Source organism: Jeotgalicoccus coquinae (assembly GCF_014207425.1).
GTDB classification, from domain to species: domain Bacteria; phylum Bacillota; class Bacilli; order Staphylococcales; family Salinicoccaceae; genus Jeotgalicoccus; species Jeotgalicoccus coquinae.
In genome coordinates this window covers 235,079-249,262 of the sequence record NZ_JACHFF010000002.1, presented here as the reverse complement: position 1 = coordinate 249,262, position 14,184 = coordinate 235,079, and the positions used below count along the sequence as shown (strand labels likewise).

At 40.0% G+C, this 14,184-nt stretch carries 13 protein-coding genes; 7 read left to right on the top strand and 6 right to left on the bottom strand.

The features are described 5' to 3' along the window. Positions 1 to 138 precede the first annotated feature (138 nt). Complete coding sequence (locus HNR41_RS11495; protein WP_308807849.1) at positions 139 to 276, top strand: hypothetical protein; 138 nt, start codon at positions 139 to 141, stop codon at positions 274 to 276. A 146-nt stretch (positions 277 to 422) separates the two neighbouring features. Here the strand turns inward: HNR41_RS11495 and HNR41_RS07800 are convergent, their stop codons facing one another. Continuing rightward, on the bottom strand, positions 423 to 1,208 hold the full coding sequence (locus tag HNR41_RS07800; RefSeq protein ID WP_026859424.1) for an SDR family NAD(P)-dependent oxidoreductase: 786 nt from the start codon (positions 1,206 to 1,208) through the stop codon (positions 423 to 425). Between the two features lie 163 nt (positions 1,209 to 1,371). Here HNR41_RS07800 and HNR41_RS07795 point away from each other — a divergent pair, with 163 nt between their 5' ends. From HNR41_RS07795 to HNR41_RS07775, 5 genes are all read left to right on the top strand, one after another. Further along, entirely contained in the window at positions 1,372 to 2,916 is a 1,545-nt protein-coding gene (locus tag HNR41_RS07795; RefSeq protein WP_184283405.1) for a DUF6583 family protein, read from the top strand. 25 nt (positions 2,917 to 2,941) lie between these two features. Next, complete coding sequence (locus HNR41_RS07790) at positions 2,942 to 4,162, top strand: ABC transporter permease (protein WP_221432896.1); 1,221 nt, start codon at positions 2,942 to 2,944, stop codon at positions 4,160 to 4,162. Further along, positions 4,159 to 5,283, top strand: coding sequence for a hypothetical protein (locus HNR41_RS07785; RefSeq protein ID WP_184283401.1), 1,125 nt, complete (start codon positions 4,159 to 4,161; stop codon positions 5,281 to 5,283). The genes HNR41_RS07790 and HNR41_RS07785 overlap by 4 nt, the downstream gene beginning before the upstream one ends. Beyond that, complete coding sequence (locus tag HNR41_RS07780; protein WP_184283399.1) at positions 5,270 to 5,926, top strand: ABC transporter ATP-binding protein; 657 nt, start codon at positions 5,270 to 5,272, stop codon at positions 5,924 to 5,926. The genes HNR41_RS07785 and HNR41_RS07780 overlap by 14 nt, the downstream gene beginning before the upstream one ends. Positions 5,927 to 6,059: 133 nt before the next feature. Then, positions 6,060 to 6,551 (top strand): dihydrofolate reductase, encoded by a 492-nt coding sequence (locus tag HNR41_RS07775; RefSeq protein WP_184283397.1) that lies wholly within the window; start codon positions 6,060 to 6,062, stop codon positions 6,549 to 6,551. 49 nt (positions 6,552 to 6,600) lie between these two features. Here the strand turns inward: HNR41_RS07775 and HNR41_RS07770 are convergent, their stop codons facing one another. Beyond that, positions 6,601 to 7,182, bottom strand: a complete 582-nt coding sequence (locus HNR41_RS07770; protein ID WP_184283395.1) for a TetR/AcrR family transcriptional regulator — start codon at positions 7,180 to 7,182, stop codon at positions 6,601 to 6,603. 143 nt (positions 7,183 to 7,325) lie between these two features. On the opposite strand from HNR41_RS07770, the gene HNR41_RS07765 reads away from it, so the two are divergent. Further along, positions 7,326 to 10,562, top strand: a complete 3,237-nt coding sequence (locus tag HNR41_RS07765) for an efflux RND transporter permease subunit (RefSeq protein ID WP_184283393.1) — start codon at positions 7,326 to 7,328, stop codon at positions 10,560 to 10,562. A 52-nt stretch (positions 10,563 to 10,614) separates the two neighbouring features. Here HNR41_RS07765 and HNR41_RS07760 read toward each other — a convergent pair whose 3' ends face one another. The 4 genes from HNR41_RS07760 to HNR41_RS07745 form a co-directional block, all read right to left on the bottom strand. After that, positions 10,615 to 11,097, bottom strand: a complete 483-nt coding sequence (locus tag HNR41_RS07760; RefSeq protein WP_184283391.1) for a glutathione peroxidase — start codon at positions 11,095 to 11,097, stop codon at positions 10,615 to 10,617. A gap of 197 nt (positions 11,098 to 11,294) precedes the next feature. Beyond that, positions 11,295 to 12,203 carry a methylisocitrate lyase gene (gene prpB, locus HNR41_RS07755; protein ID WP_184283389.1) on the bottom strand — a complete coding sequence of 303 codons (909 nt, stop codon included), beginning with the start codon at positions 12,201 to 12,203 and terminating at the stop codon, positions 11,295 to 11,297. Between the two features lie 6 nt (positions 12,204 to 12,209). Beyond that, a complete protein-coding gene (locus tag HNR41_RS07750) occupies positions 12,210 to 13,715 on the bottom strand; it encodes a tripartite tricarboxylate transporter permease (protein ID WP_184283387.1) in 1,506 nt (501 codons plus the stop codon). 13 nt (positions 13,716 to 13,728) lie between these two features. Continuing rightward, positions 13,729 to 14,178, bottom strand: a complete 450-nt coding sequence (locus tag HNR41_RS07745; RefSeq protein WP_184283385.1) for a tripartite tricarboxylate transporter TctB family protein — start codon at positions 14,176 to 14,178, stop codon at positions 13,729 to 13,731. Positions 14,179 to 14,184 lie beyond the last annotated feature (6 nt).

Below are 14,184 nucleotides of genomic sequence, written 5' to 3'. Positions count from 1 at the left end.
CACATATTTTAGTCGTGGGATGGTTAAGTTTATTCTCATGGTCCATTTTTTTATAAAGTATTTGAAGTTAAATATAATGCATTATCGAAATTCCATGTCTGGTCTGCCATTATCGGTACGACAGGTCTGGTTTTAGGAATGTTCTTAACTAATGTTGTGTCATTCAATCTTCCGGCTGCAGTTACACTTATCGTCTACATCGGTGGCGGTGTTACATTGCTCTTAAGTTTTGTTGCATTTTTCGTACAGACACTGCTTTATCAGCCTAAAAAATAAAGAAGCGGCTCAAAATCCTGGAATGAGGATTTTGAGCCGTATTTGCTTGGAGAAAATGAGTTTGGATGACGATGTGGAGCTCACATGGTAGTTCGGCAGCGTTTGGATGACGATGTCAAGCTCACATGGTAGTCCCCCCCTATTTATCAGTCAAATTCTATTGGTCTCGCTATTTTGTTGCTTTGTCCGCCGTCGACCAGTATGGTCTGGCCGCTGACGTAAGTTGAATCATCTGACGCTAAAAATAGACATGCTTTAGCGATATCGTCGACTGTGCCGACGCGTCCCATCGGATTGAAAGCCAATGATTCTTCAAATGATTTCTCCGGGTTTTCGAGACTTGCAAAAGTTTTATGGAGAAGCGGTGTGTCGACAGAACTTGGACCGACTGCATTGACACGAATCTGATGTTGTCCGTAATCGAGTGCCATCTGACGTGTTAAAGCTGTCAGTCCGCCTTTTGCACTTGCATATGCTGCGAGCCTCGTAATTGTTGTTTCAGCATGCCATGATACCATGTTGATAATCGATGAAGTGTCCTGTTTCTGCATTTCAGGTATAGCATACTTGCTGCACAGAAATGGTCCTGTTAAATTTATTCCCATTAAATTGTTCCATTCTTCGAGCGATGTTTCGTGCACAGATTTTCGGAAATTAATTGCGGCGTTATTTACTAAAACATCTAATTTTCCGAATTCATTTATCGTGTATTCAATTAAACTTTTAACATCTTCTTCATTACTGACATCTGTTTTATGAAAACGGACATCGAGGTTTTTATCAATTAAATCTTTTACAGTGTTTTCGCCTGCTTCAGCATCTATATCAGCAATAACAACTTTTGCTCCTTCTTCTGCAAAAACTTGCACGACGCCGCGTCCTATTCCCTGACTCCCCCCGGTAACGACTGCGATTTTATTTTTAAGTCTCATAACATCCCATCCTTCTCGTAAATTGCTTTCTTTATTATATTATCAATATTTAACTCATAAGTATAAAATCCAACGGGCGTCACATTTTAGACATAATATATGGTAAAATATGAACTAAATATAATATTAGAGTAAATTAACGCAGCAGAATGGAGAATTTAATATGGGGAAAAAAGGTTTAACAATTTTAGGGATATCGGTCGGTGTTATTGCAGTATTGGCAGTCGGGGCATACATTTTGTTTCAGACGATGGTGAACAACCCGAAAAACAATTACTTAATGGCGGAACTGGACGAGGTTGAAGGTACTTTCGAGTTATTTGAGGAACGTTTTGAGAGTGAACTTGACTGGTATGAACATGCCGAGCAAAATGCGATTGAGTCAACATTAGGCATTACAGCAGAAACAAACGATCCTTCATTCCAGGAGATGGGTATTGATCAGATGATTAATAACTCTAATATTGATCTGACAATCGGTCAGGATATGGCGAATGAAGTCAGTACGATGGGGCTTAATGCAGATATAGCGGGCTTATCTATTTCAGATGTAAATGCATATATCACAGGTGAAAAAGCGGGACTTACATTGCCGTTCATCGAAGAATATATGGTAGTGAATGAAGCGGATGCAGCAACGTTTCTGAATACTCTTGACCCGGCAACTTTTACAGGTGAAGAAGAGATCGATTACTCAATGTTCTTTGAAACCAGTGCACTGACAGAAACTCAGCGGGAATATTTCATTGATGAATATTCAACTTTCATTAGAGAGAACTTACCGGATGACGCGTTTGAGTCGGAAAGTGAAGAAATTACTGTCGGTGATAATACAGTGAACGCTGATAAACTGACGATGACATTAACAGAAGAACAGATTCACACGTTCTTAAAAGACTTATTTAATAAGATGGCAGAAGATGAAGAGCTTGCAAACATTATCGAAACTCAGATGATGGCCGCAAACCTTGGCAACCCGGAAGCGCCTTCTGCGGAAAACGCAGCAACCGAGTTTAACAACTCATTAAAAGAAGCGGCAGAAAATATAGAAGATGTCGGCTTCCCTGAAGGTTTAACATCTGTTGTCTGGACAGACGGCGACGATAATATCATTCAGCGTGATTTCGATACGTCAATTACGGTTGATGGATCTACAGGCCAGATTGCAGTCGATGGAACTACAGAAATTTCTGAAGACAGCACAGTCTTTAATTATGATATGACATTCTCTGATGAGACTATGGAATCAGTAATAGGCTATACTGCTGATTTAAATGAAACTGAATCAGGTTATGAAGATGTGATCACATTAAGAGCGGATTCAGAAGATCTGTTTGTCATCAACTCTGTTAAAACAGAGGAAGAAGACAGTGAAGTCTGGAATATGGATATTAACTTTAACGAACAAATGACCGGTTCGCCGCTGACATTATTCATGGAAAGCAACTCTGTGTACAATGAAGACCAGGCAACTGGTGATATGACCCTGTATGCTGACGATGGTATCAATGTAACGAGAGATACTTTCGTGTTGAATCTGACAAGCGACAGCCAGACGGTAAGTGAAATTGAAATGCCTGGTGAGGATAACGAGAAAAATATCGGCCAGATGAGTATGGAAGAACTTGATGCGTACTTTAACGATGAAGTTGGTCCCGCGTTCGAAGAGTGGATGAATGAAAAATTCGGTGCTCCGACAGGATTTTAATTAAAAAAGAAAGGATGCGTCAGCGATGAGAATAATGAAGCATATATTTGTATTCATCGCTAACGACATCAGCAGACTTAAGAGGAAGTGGCTGACACTTCCTCTTATTTTAATTTCACCGGTTATTTTTATTGGACTGATAATCTGGATGCTCAGCTCACTCCTGTCATTTGATGATGAGGATAAAATGTCTGTCGGCCTTGTAAATCTGGATGACAGTGCCGAGACAGCTGTGATTGTCTCGGCGCTCGCAGGCTCAGCTGAGGCAGCGGATGGACTTGAGATTATTGAAGTATCGGAATCTGATGCAAAACTGATGATTGAAAACGATACACTTGTTTCATATATAATATTCCCCGGGAAATTCACGGAAAAGATGATGAAGGGGGAATCAAGTGAACTGATTGTCGTTGGTAATCCGGATATGCAGCTGGAGAGTTATGTAATCAGCAGCGTAATTGATACAGTCGTCAGACATATCCGGAATTCACAGGCCAATATATTAACGATTAATCATTATGCTCGTGAATTCGGCATGACTGATGAGGCAAGGCAGAACTTAATTTTCGAAGAGTTTGTGAGTCAGTTTATTCAGGTGCTCTCGAGTGATACTTTGATGGATGAACACCAAACAGCACAAAATATCAGCGCGGGAAATATGTATTTTATCGTGAACGGCCTGTTCATTATAATGACTGTCTGGGTGTATATGCTGTACATCGCTTTAATGCGTGATGCCGGCAGTAATCTCGAGGAACGGATGAGAGTATTCGGAGTGACTTACCTCGCTCAGGGCCTTGCCAAGGTGCTGTCAATCGGCACAATTATTACAATTGCTTCTGCCCTTTTTACGTATGGAGTCTTAATGCTCGGCGGTATTGATCTGGAAATAGAAAATCTGCTGAGGCTGCTTATTCTGATTGCTCTTCACATATTTATTACAGTGATGATTATGATTATTATCGACTGGCTGCTTCCATCGTTTAAAATCAGTATGGTGGTTCAGCTTGCGGTACTGCTCATGATTATACTGTTCGCCGGCAGTATAATTCCGAGAATATACTTTCCTATTTATCTGGATACATTTTTTGACTATATGTACAGTTATCAATCATTATCCTGGATTGAAGAAATTATATTAAACGGCCGCTTTACTATGGAGATCGACATTATGATAGTGACATTCGGGATAGCTGCAGTGCTGCTGCTCGTCTTAAGTGTCCTGAAGGAGGGTCGATTCTTATGATGGATATGATATGTGCGAGATGGCTGCTCATAAAGCGGCAGCTTCCTAAAATATCGTTGTGGCTCACTGTGCCATTGCTGCTGACACTCGTCGTTACAAATGTGTTTAACAACACCAGAGAAGACTTCAGAGTGCCTGCAGCAGTAGTTGTCCATGAAAGCAGTGCAGAAGCAAATATCTTTATAGAAGGGCTTAAGAGCAGTGAATTTATGGCGGTTGAAGTATTTAATACAGAAAACAGCACAGCTGCAATAAGAGAGCTGGAGCAATACAGGCTGGACAGTGTGTTTATACTGCCGGAAGACTTTGCAGAAAAAATACGTGAAGGTCAGCGCAGGGACTTAATTGAAACGTATTATACAGATCGTTCGATTTACTATGAACCGGCAAAAGAACTGGCAGCCTCGCTCGTACAGGAAAAGATGGGTGAATACACGACTGTTGATTATGTGCTGGAGCTGCAGAATAATCTGCTGGATGAGACAGCTGTGACTGCTGAAGATATAGCAGCTGAACGCAAACGTACAGAAACAGATACGAATCTCTTGCAACAGATGTTTTATTTCCTTGGAGAATCGGCTGATATCGAAGAAACACCAGCCTTTCATCCATGGATGGTTTGGGCTTATATTACGTTCACCGTAACTATTTTTACGTTCGATTTTGTTACACGTGAAACTATCAGCAGTGCCAGGGTCAGATTTAATTTTATGAAGCATTCATATACGAAGTTTATGCTGCTGACGTTAGTTCTTATGACCGCTGTGATGTTGATAATAGACAGTGTTACTTATGTGGTGATAAAAGAAGTACTGGAAGCGGATATTAGTTTTCTGTCTCTCGTCATGTACCGGATTGTTATAAATGTCATTGCATTTTTACTGGCCATTTCTGTAAAATCCCCGATGAAATTATATCAGGCAGCCGTGGCATTAACGATTATTGGGCTGGCGCTTCAGTTAGTCATGCCAGTTATTGTTTCACTGACAGGACTGTCTTTAATATCCTCGCTGCACCCGGTGCAGATGTTTGTAGAGAATGAACTTAATATTCTATGGTTCATTCTCAGTGCAGTTTTAATACTCATTTGGATTTGGAGGGATAACAATGCTGGAAGTTAACTCCGTAAATAAAAGTTATGGTAAGCGTCATGTGCTGACGGACTTCAGTATGTCCGCAGAGCAGGGAGAGATTATCGGACTCGTTGGTGAGAACGGTGCAGGCAAATCAACACTGCTGAAAATTTTAGCGACTTTGTCGAAGCCTGATAGCGGAGAACTGTATTTAAACGGCAAACCATACAAAAAGTATTTTAAAGCACACAGAACAGTTATCGGATATGTACCTCAGGATATTGCTATATGGGAAGATTTAACTGTCATTGAAAATATGAAGTTCTTTCAAAAGCTGTCACCTGCTAAGAAATCTGTGCATGAATTGAAAACGCTGCTGAATGACATACAGCTCGACAGACATGATACTAAAGTCAGTAAATTATCCGGGGGTATGAAGCGGAAATTAAACCTGGCTATCAGTTTAATAAATAATCCTGAATTTCTGCTGCTGGATGAGCCGACTGCAGGTATCGATTTAAAATCGAGGATAGAAATTGGAGAGTTTTTAAAAACTCATGCGAAGAACAACGATACACTTATTATTTATACATCTCATGATATGAATGAAATTAAAGACTTATGCGACCGTGTTGTTATTATCGGAAAAGACTCATTCTACAAAGACTTACTTGCGGAATATATAAAATAACACTATGCGTTATTTTATAATGCATAGTGTTATAAACTTTATGTGTGAAGGGTTTTTATAAAAATGAATGATTCATCCTGCATTAGGGTATGACATTTATAACAACAGTTTTAGTTTCAAAGGAGAGATGTATATGCTTGCTTATGTTTGGGCAGAAGATGAGAACAGGCTAATCGGTAAAGGTGATGCACTGCCTTGGCGTCTGCCTGCTGATGTTGCCTTTTTTAAAAAGATAACGATGCGGGGCGACATGGTGACCGGCCGAAAAACTTATGAATCAATTCCGAACAGACCGCTCCCCGGCCGCCGGAATATCGTCTTAACAAGACAGCGGGATTATGAAGCACCGGGGGCAATAGTAGTTCACTCTAAAGAAGAAATACTTGAACTTGAACAGACTGGTGATAAAGATCTTTATATTATCGGCGGTGCTGTATTATTTAGAATGTTCGAAGATGAAGTCGATGAATTATACCGCACGGTCATTCATGACACATTTGAAGGCGATACGTATTTCGATGAAAAATTTGACTATGATAAGTTTGAACTGGTTAAAACTGAAAAAGGTATTATTGATGAAAAAAATTTATATGAACATACTTTTGAATTATGGAGAAGAAAATAATAACTGCAGCTTAAACCCCCGGAACTGAGAAACAGTTCCGGGGGTTGATTTACTCCTTATTATTCAGCATGGAAGTCATTAAGGTTGTAACGCCCTGATTCGAAATATCTTCAACGAAATTACCCAGAATTATTTCATCAACTTCCCCGTTCTTCTCCAGCCATAATTGAAACATACCGATAAGAGCTGATAATTGGTATTCTATAATGTACTCGATTTTTTCAGGTTCTTTAATTTTAAGTTCATAAACGTAATCCATAATAATCATTCTGATACGCATTTTAAATTCGTGAACAAAGCTGGGATCACCTTCAGGTCCAATCAGAACTGAAATTTTATCACTGTGTTCTTTGACGTAATCATTCGTCCGCTCCAGAGTATCGAAAATATTGCCGCCGTTTTTATCGAGCATCATCAGCGGACCGATAATCATATCTCTTGTCGGGATTAAGCCTTCTTTAAGCAGAGTCAAAATTTCATTTATATCACTGAAGTATGTATAAAATGTTCCGCGGTTATATCCTGCTTTATCTGTTATCTCTTTAACGGTAATTTTTGACAGAGGTTTTATTTTATAAATATCCCAAAATGCTTCTATCAGGTTGTTTCTGGTCACATCTCTTTGACTCATTTTAGACACTTCTTTCTATTTTTCAACACATTACCGGTTATTGTTTATTGATAGTATTCAACTACTTTATTATGATTATAAGGGATTATACAACACGTTGTCGGCTTAAACAAATAAACAAATATATAAGGAGAGTACTCAATTTGAAACTATCGGATTTTTCCATAAGACGCCCTAAATTTACAATCGTCGTTATGATTATACTTATGCTGCTCGGAATCGTTTCTTTAACAAGACTTCCACTTCAGCTTATGCCAAACATCCAGCCTCCGATTGCGGCAGTGGCAACAACTTACCAGGGGGCGGGTCCCGAGGAAGTAATGGAGGATGTCACGAAACCGATAGAATCGGAATTGTCATCCATTAACGGACTATCGAATATATCTTCTCAATCACAAGAAAGCTCTTCAGTTGTTATTTTAGAATTTGGTTATGATATGACAATTGATGAAGTGGAAAGTGATATAACTAGAGCACTGGAAAGCGTTCAGCTGCCTGAACAGGCAGGAGATCCTGCATTCCTTGAATTCGATATCTCGATGATGCCGAGTATCCAGATGGCAGTTACTTCAAGCGGTGAAAATGTTGCTGACTATCAGGGGCAGGTCGATGGCTTAGTCACTGAATTAGAAAACATTGAAGGTGTCGCTTCGATATCTCAAAATGGTACTGTCGTCGAAGAAATCCAGGTTAATCTGGATGTCGATGCATTATCTGAAGTTAATATGAGCCAAAGCGATGTTGCAGGACTTATAGAAGCGAACAATATATCTATTCCTAACGCAACCATAGTTGATACAGAAAGCCGCACCTCGATTTCAACACGGACAGTGAGTAATATCGACGGTGTTGAAACATTGCGCGAACTGGTTATTGCGGATCTGCCGGACGGCGGAACGCTGACACTGGATGATATTGCAGATGTGTCTATTGAAGAACAGGACAGCAATTCAATCACTAGGCTGAATCAGGATAACGCACTTTCTATTGACGTTATGCTTGCATCCGATGCAAACGCATCGAACGTAAACAGTGAATTCAATGAAGTACTCGATGAAAAACTCGATGAAGATGAATTCAGCAACTTAACTGTTGAAACACTTTACGATGAAGGTGAATATATCGACCTCGCGATTAACAGTGTATACACGTCACTAATCAGCGGTGCGGTACTTGCAATGATTATACTGTTTGCTTTCCTGAGAAATCTGAAAGCGCCGTTAATCATCGGACTTGCAATACCATTCTCAGTTATTACAACATTTGCGCTGTTATTCTTTACAAATATCAGCATTAACTTAATGACACTCGGCGGACTTGCGCTCGGCATCGGTATGCTGGTCGATAACTCGGTTGTTGTAATAGAAAATATATACAGACATCTGTCTATGGGCAAAGATCCTAAAAAAGCAGCAAGTGACGGAACAAAAGAAGTCGCTTCCGCTATTATTGCATCAACATTAACCACTGCAGCAGTGTTTGCACCGGTTGTCTTCGTCAGTGGCCTTGTAGGACAGTTATTCACACCGCTGGCAATTACAGTGGTATTCAGTCTGTTTGCTTCATTATTCATCGCGTTAACTGTAGTACCGATGATTTCAAGCCGCATTTTAAATGCGCCTAAAGAAAATATTGAAAAAGCACGCAGCGAAAGACCTTACATGAAATTACTGACTAAGTTTACGCGCTGGACTTTACAGCACCGTTTCTTAGTAATGATCATTACTGTATTGCTGGTGGCAGCAGGTATTCTCGGAATTGTCAATCAAGGTATGACTTTAATGCCCGAAAGCGATGAAGGTGCTTTAACAATTGAAATTGAAAAAGAACAGGGCACAATTTATGAAGATACTTTTGAAACAGTTCAAAGTATTGAAAATCAGCTGGAAGATTACTCTGAAGTAGAAATGTACTTAAGCAACGTCGGTTCTCTGCAGCCGATGATGTCAATGTCGGAAGAAACAAACAAAGCGAGTATTACAGCCACACTGGTAAGCCAGGCGGACCGTAATGTTACAACCAATGAATTTATAAGCAATATTGAAGATGAGATAGAAGGACTTGATGAATCAGCAGATATTAATGTGATTCCGATGTCCCAGTCCGGCATAAGCTCAGAGCCGAACACGCTGATGCTGAGAGTATCTGATGACAACGCTGAACGTTTAGCGGAATCAGAAGCGATTATTATCGATGAACTGGAAGCAGACGGCAGTATCGACGGCGTAGCTTCAAGCCGTGAAGATATGGTAGAAGAAATGCAGATCAGAGTCGACAGAGATGCAGCACGTGAAAATGGTCTGCAGCCGGCCCAGATCGGTCAGGCCTTATACGAAGCTTCAAACGGTGTGGAAGCATCTACAGTTGAAGCAAATAATGATTATCTTTCTATCAATGTGAAATACCCGGATACGTATCTCGACAGCGTATCGAATTTTGAAACACTTGAGATTCCAAATGCTGAAGGTGAGTACGTTCAAATCAGCGAAGTCGCAGAACTGGAAGAAACTGAAATGCTGCCGTTAATTACGCGCAACGACCAGGAAGAAACAAGTGAACTGACAGTAACTTATTCTTCAGATATGTCTCTTAATGAAGCAGGCACATACGTCGAAGATATCGTTGCAGGCGCAGACTTCAGTGAAGATACTCACTATTCTGTAGGGGGAGATCTTGAAATGCTTGGGGATGCGATTCCTCAAATGCTGCTCGCAATCGTCTTAGGTGTAGTATTTATCTACCTGGTCATGGTTGCACAGTTTGAATCGTTCAGACATCCGTTTATCGTTATTATGGCAATGCCGTTAAGTATTGTCGGTGTCATGGCGGCACTGGTACTTACAGACAGCCCGTTAAGCGTTGTGTCATTCGTCGGTATTATAATGCTGCTCGGGATAGTGGTCAACAACTCCATACTGCTTGTCGACTATACGAATCAGCAGAAAGAAAAAGGTATTCCGACAATTGAAGCGCTCGAAATCAGTGTTCAGCACCGTTTCCGTCCGATTATTATTACAGCACTGACAACAGCGCTTGGTATGCTGCCGCTGGCAATGGGTATCGGTGAAGGCGGAGAGATGGTCGCACCGATGGGGACAGTAGTCATCGGTGGACTCGTCAGCAGTACGTTCTTTACACTGTTTGTAATTCCGATCTTTTACAGCTATATCGACAAAGAAACACGCAACATGCATAAGAAGTATATGACGCCTGAAGGTGAAATCATTACTCAAAAAGATATTGATGCGAAACAACGCCAGGAAGAACAGGCGGAACAGATAAGCATTGATGAAGTGAATGAAGAAGAACAGGAAAGAAATTATATCGATGAGATGCAGAATTTAATCGATAAACTGAAAGATCACCGTAATAAGAAATAAAAAAACATAACAAAAAAACTGCCTCACCGGTATTATCCGGCGAGGCAGTTTTTTATTGTTCCAGCAGTTCCTGGATCAGGTTATCCATTTTTTCAGGTTCGTCTTTTGGACTGAATCGTTTTACAACTTCACCGTTTCTGTCTATTACAAATTTAGTGAAGTTCCATTTGATTTTACTGCCGAGCAATCCGCCCTGCTGTTCTTTTAAATGAGTGTACAACGGGTGTTCATTCTCACCGTTAACATTAATTTTTTCATGAATTGGGAAAGTAACGCCGTAATTAATTTTGCAAGACTCAGCAGCCTCTTCCGCGCTGCCCGGCTCCTGATTGGCAAACTGGTTACATGGGAAACCTAGAATGATAAACTTCTGATCTTTGTATTGCTGATACAGCTTTTCAAGTCCGTCAAACTGTCCGCTTAAACCGCATTTTGTTGCTGTGTTTACTATGACTATTACATGATCTTTGTACTTATCTAACTTATAAGTGCTGTGGACTGTAGACTCAACTTCTATATCATAAATACTGCTCATTTATTATCCCGCCTTATTTTTAATTTGAGTATACATTTATTAATTAAAAAATGTAATGATTACGGCTTGGAATTCAAGCGTAGAATATAAAATGGGACCGGGACATAAAATAAATAATATTCTTCGGCAAGAGAATTACTGTTTCAGATAATATAACCGATTCTACTATTGGGCGCACTATATACTTGCTCAGTCATCTACTTGTTCACCGGCAGTACTGTACGTGCAATTTTAGAATCCATTTCTTCATATTCGTGCAGTTTAAGAATTTCATACAGCTCTTGGCGCGTCTGGAGTTTATCCAGTACAGATTTCTGAGTGCCTTTTTCTTTTATTACTTTATAAGTTTCTTCGACATTATAAGCGGCAGCCCTGAGTGAAGTTACAGGAAAGATAACCAGATTAATTCCTATGTCAGAAAAAGTTGCAAGGTCAATATAGTCTGTTTTGCCGAATTCAGTCATGTTGGCAAGTACAGGAACATCAAATTCTTTTCGCATAAAGCGGAAGTCATCTTCACAACGCATTGCCTCGGGAAATACGATGTCGGCACCGGCTTCTATATATGCGTGAAGCCTTTCAGTCATGCCTGGCATCCCTTCCACAGCATATGCATCAGAGCGTGCAACAATTTTAAGCGTTGGGGCAGTCTTTTTAATCATTTGAATCTTTTTAACCATATCATCTTCAGAAATCAGTTTTTTCCCGTTTAAATGTCCGCATTTTTTAGGAATCTGCTGATCTTCGATTTGAACAGCAGCTACCCTTGCTTCGACCATTTCGAGACATGTCCGTGCCACATTTAAAGGTTCTCCAAACCCGTTGTCGATATCAACCAGCAGGGGAAGATTTGATGCTCTTATAATTTCACGTGCACGGCCGGCGACATCTTCCAGAGTCAAAAGCCCTATGTCAGGAATACCCATACTTGCCGACAGTGCGCCACCGGAAAGATACAGATGATTAAAACCGCATTTTTTTGCCAAAAGGGAGCTCATGCCATCATGAGCTCCCACTACTGGTAATGCATTATCTTTTTTTACATGCTCCATAAAATCTGAAGCCAGCTGCTGCTGGCTTTTTGATTCTTCAATAATCCAAGTCAATTTTCATCATCCTTTATTATTAACTTTTACTCTTGAAAGACGTCCAAGTATCATAGGAAGAAATACAGATGACACAGTTAATACTGCAAATAAAATTGCTATTGGTGAAGCAGTCATCATTGCAAAGACATTATCGTAACTTACACTTGCCATTCTGAAGTTCTGTTCCAGCTGGTGGCCGATTATAACTGCAAGAATGAGCGGTGCAGTAGGAATGTTAAGAATCTTCATAAACAGACCAATAACTCCAAAAATCATCAGGATAGCAAAGTCGACAATACTATACCCGAGTGTATATGTCCCAATAAATGCAAGCACTAATATAATTGGATAGAGTACTTTAGGCGGTGTTTTTAAAATCTTAATTAAGACACCGATTAAAAGTATATTCATAATAACAAGTGCAATGTTACCGATGAATAAACTGTTGATGAATGTCCACACGACATCCGGCTGATTCTGGAACAGCATTGGTCCAGGCTGCAGTCCGAGCATTATAAGGGCTCCAAGGATTACTGCTGTTGTACCTGAACCCGGAATTCCCATAGTAAGCATTGGTATAAATGCACCAACTGCTGCCGCGTTATTTGAAGATTCTGGTGCTGCAAGACCTTCTGGAGCACCTTTACCGAATTCATCACTTTTTTTAGATAGTTGCTGTTCAGTTGAATAACTGATCATAGATGCGATTGAACCGCCGGCACCTGGAAGTATACCAATTAGGAAACCTACCGGAGACTGGCGGATCATCGGCCAGAATGAACGTTTCCACTGCTCTTTTGTAATCCAGGTTTTACCGACACTTTCTTTAATTCTCTGGCTGTCATCATTAAGAAGTAAAATATTATAAAGTACTTCCCCTACAGCGTAAATACCGATAATAACTACTAGAAAATCGATTCCCTCGCTCAGGTGTGGAATATCAAATGTATAACGATATACACCTGACTGTGAATCAACACCAATTGTTGTTATAAGGAGACCAAGAGCCATTGAAACAAAGCCTTTGATCATGTTTCCTTTTGCAAGAGAAACTACAGCTGAAAGTGTGAATAACAGCAGGAAGAAGTATTCTGCAGGACCAAACCGCAATGCAAAGTTTGCTAATGGTTGAGCAAGAAATACAAATCCTACAATCGCTATAGTACCACCAATTAAAGAAGCAATTGTGGCCAATGTTAAAGCTTGACCAGCTTGTCCTTTTCTGGTCATAGGGTAGCCGTCAAATGTTGCTGCAATTGCTGATCCATCACCCGGTGTATTGATTAATATCGAACTTCTGGAACCACCGTACATTGCTCCGTAGTAAATTGCACCGAGAAGCACCAGTGCACTGGTCGAATCCATTCCAAACGTAATAGGAATAAGAACTGCTATTGCTGTGGCAGGACCAAGTCCTGGAAGCATACCGACAATCGTTCCAAGAAGTCCGCCGAGAATGATGAATATTATATTTTGGAGACTCATGGCCGTTGTTAAACCTTCAAAAAAACTATTCCAATCTACACCCATCGATAAGCCTCCCCTACGGCAAACTGACGCTTAACAGTTCTGCGAACGTGTACCATGAAATAAATGAAAATAAAACTGCCACAGTAATATTCATTAACCATTTGCGTCTTCCGTTTATTAAAAATAATAAAGCTCCTAAAAATAAAACTGTCGAAATTAAAAAGCCAATGCGTTCAAATAATAATGTGTAACCTAAGCAGAATACCAACACAACGATTACTTTGATTGTCAGCTCTTTATCAGCAAATATTTTAAATGCCGTAAATGTTTTCTTCTTATCTTTAATTTCAGATAGTATATAAAGAACAGACAGTCCTAAAAGTGAAAAACCTATCAGCAGCGGATAGTTCATTGCTGCTGTAGGATTTCCAACTTTAGATTCAGGTAAATTAAATGTCAGTATCAGATAGATTACGGAAATTAATAATATGATTGAAGGTACTATAAATCTAATGGTCTCCACCCACTT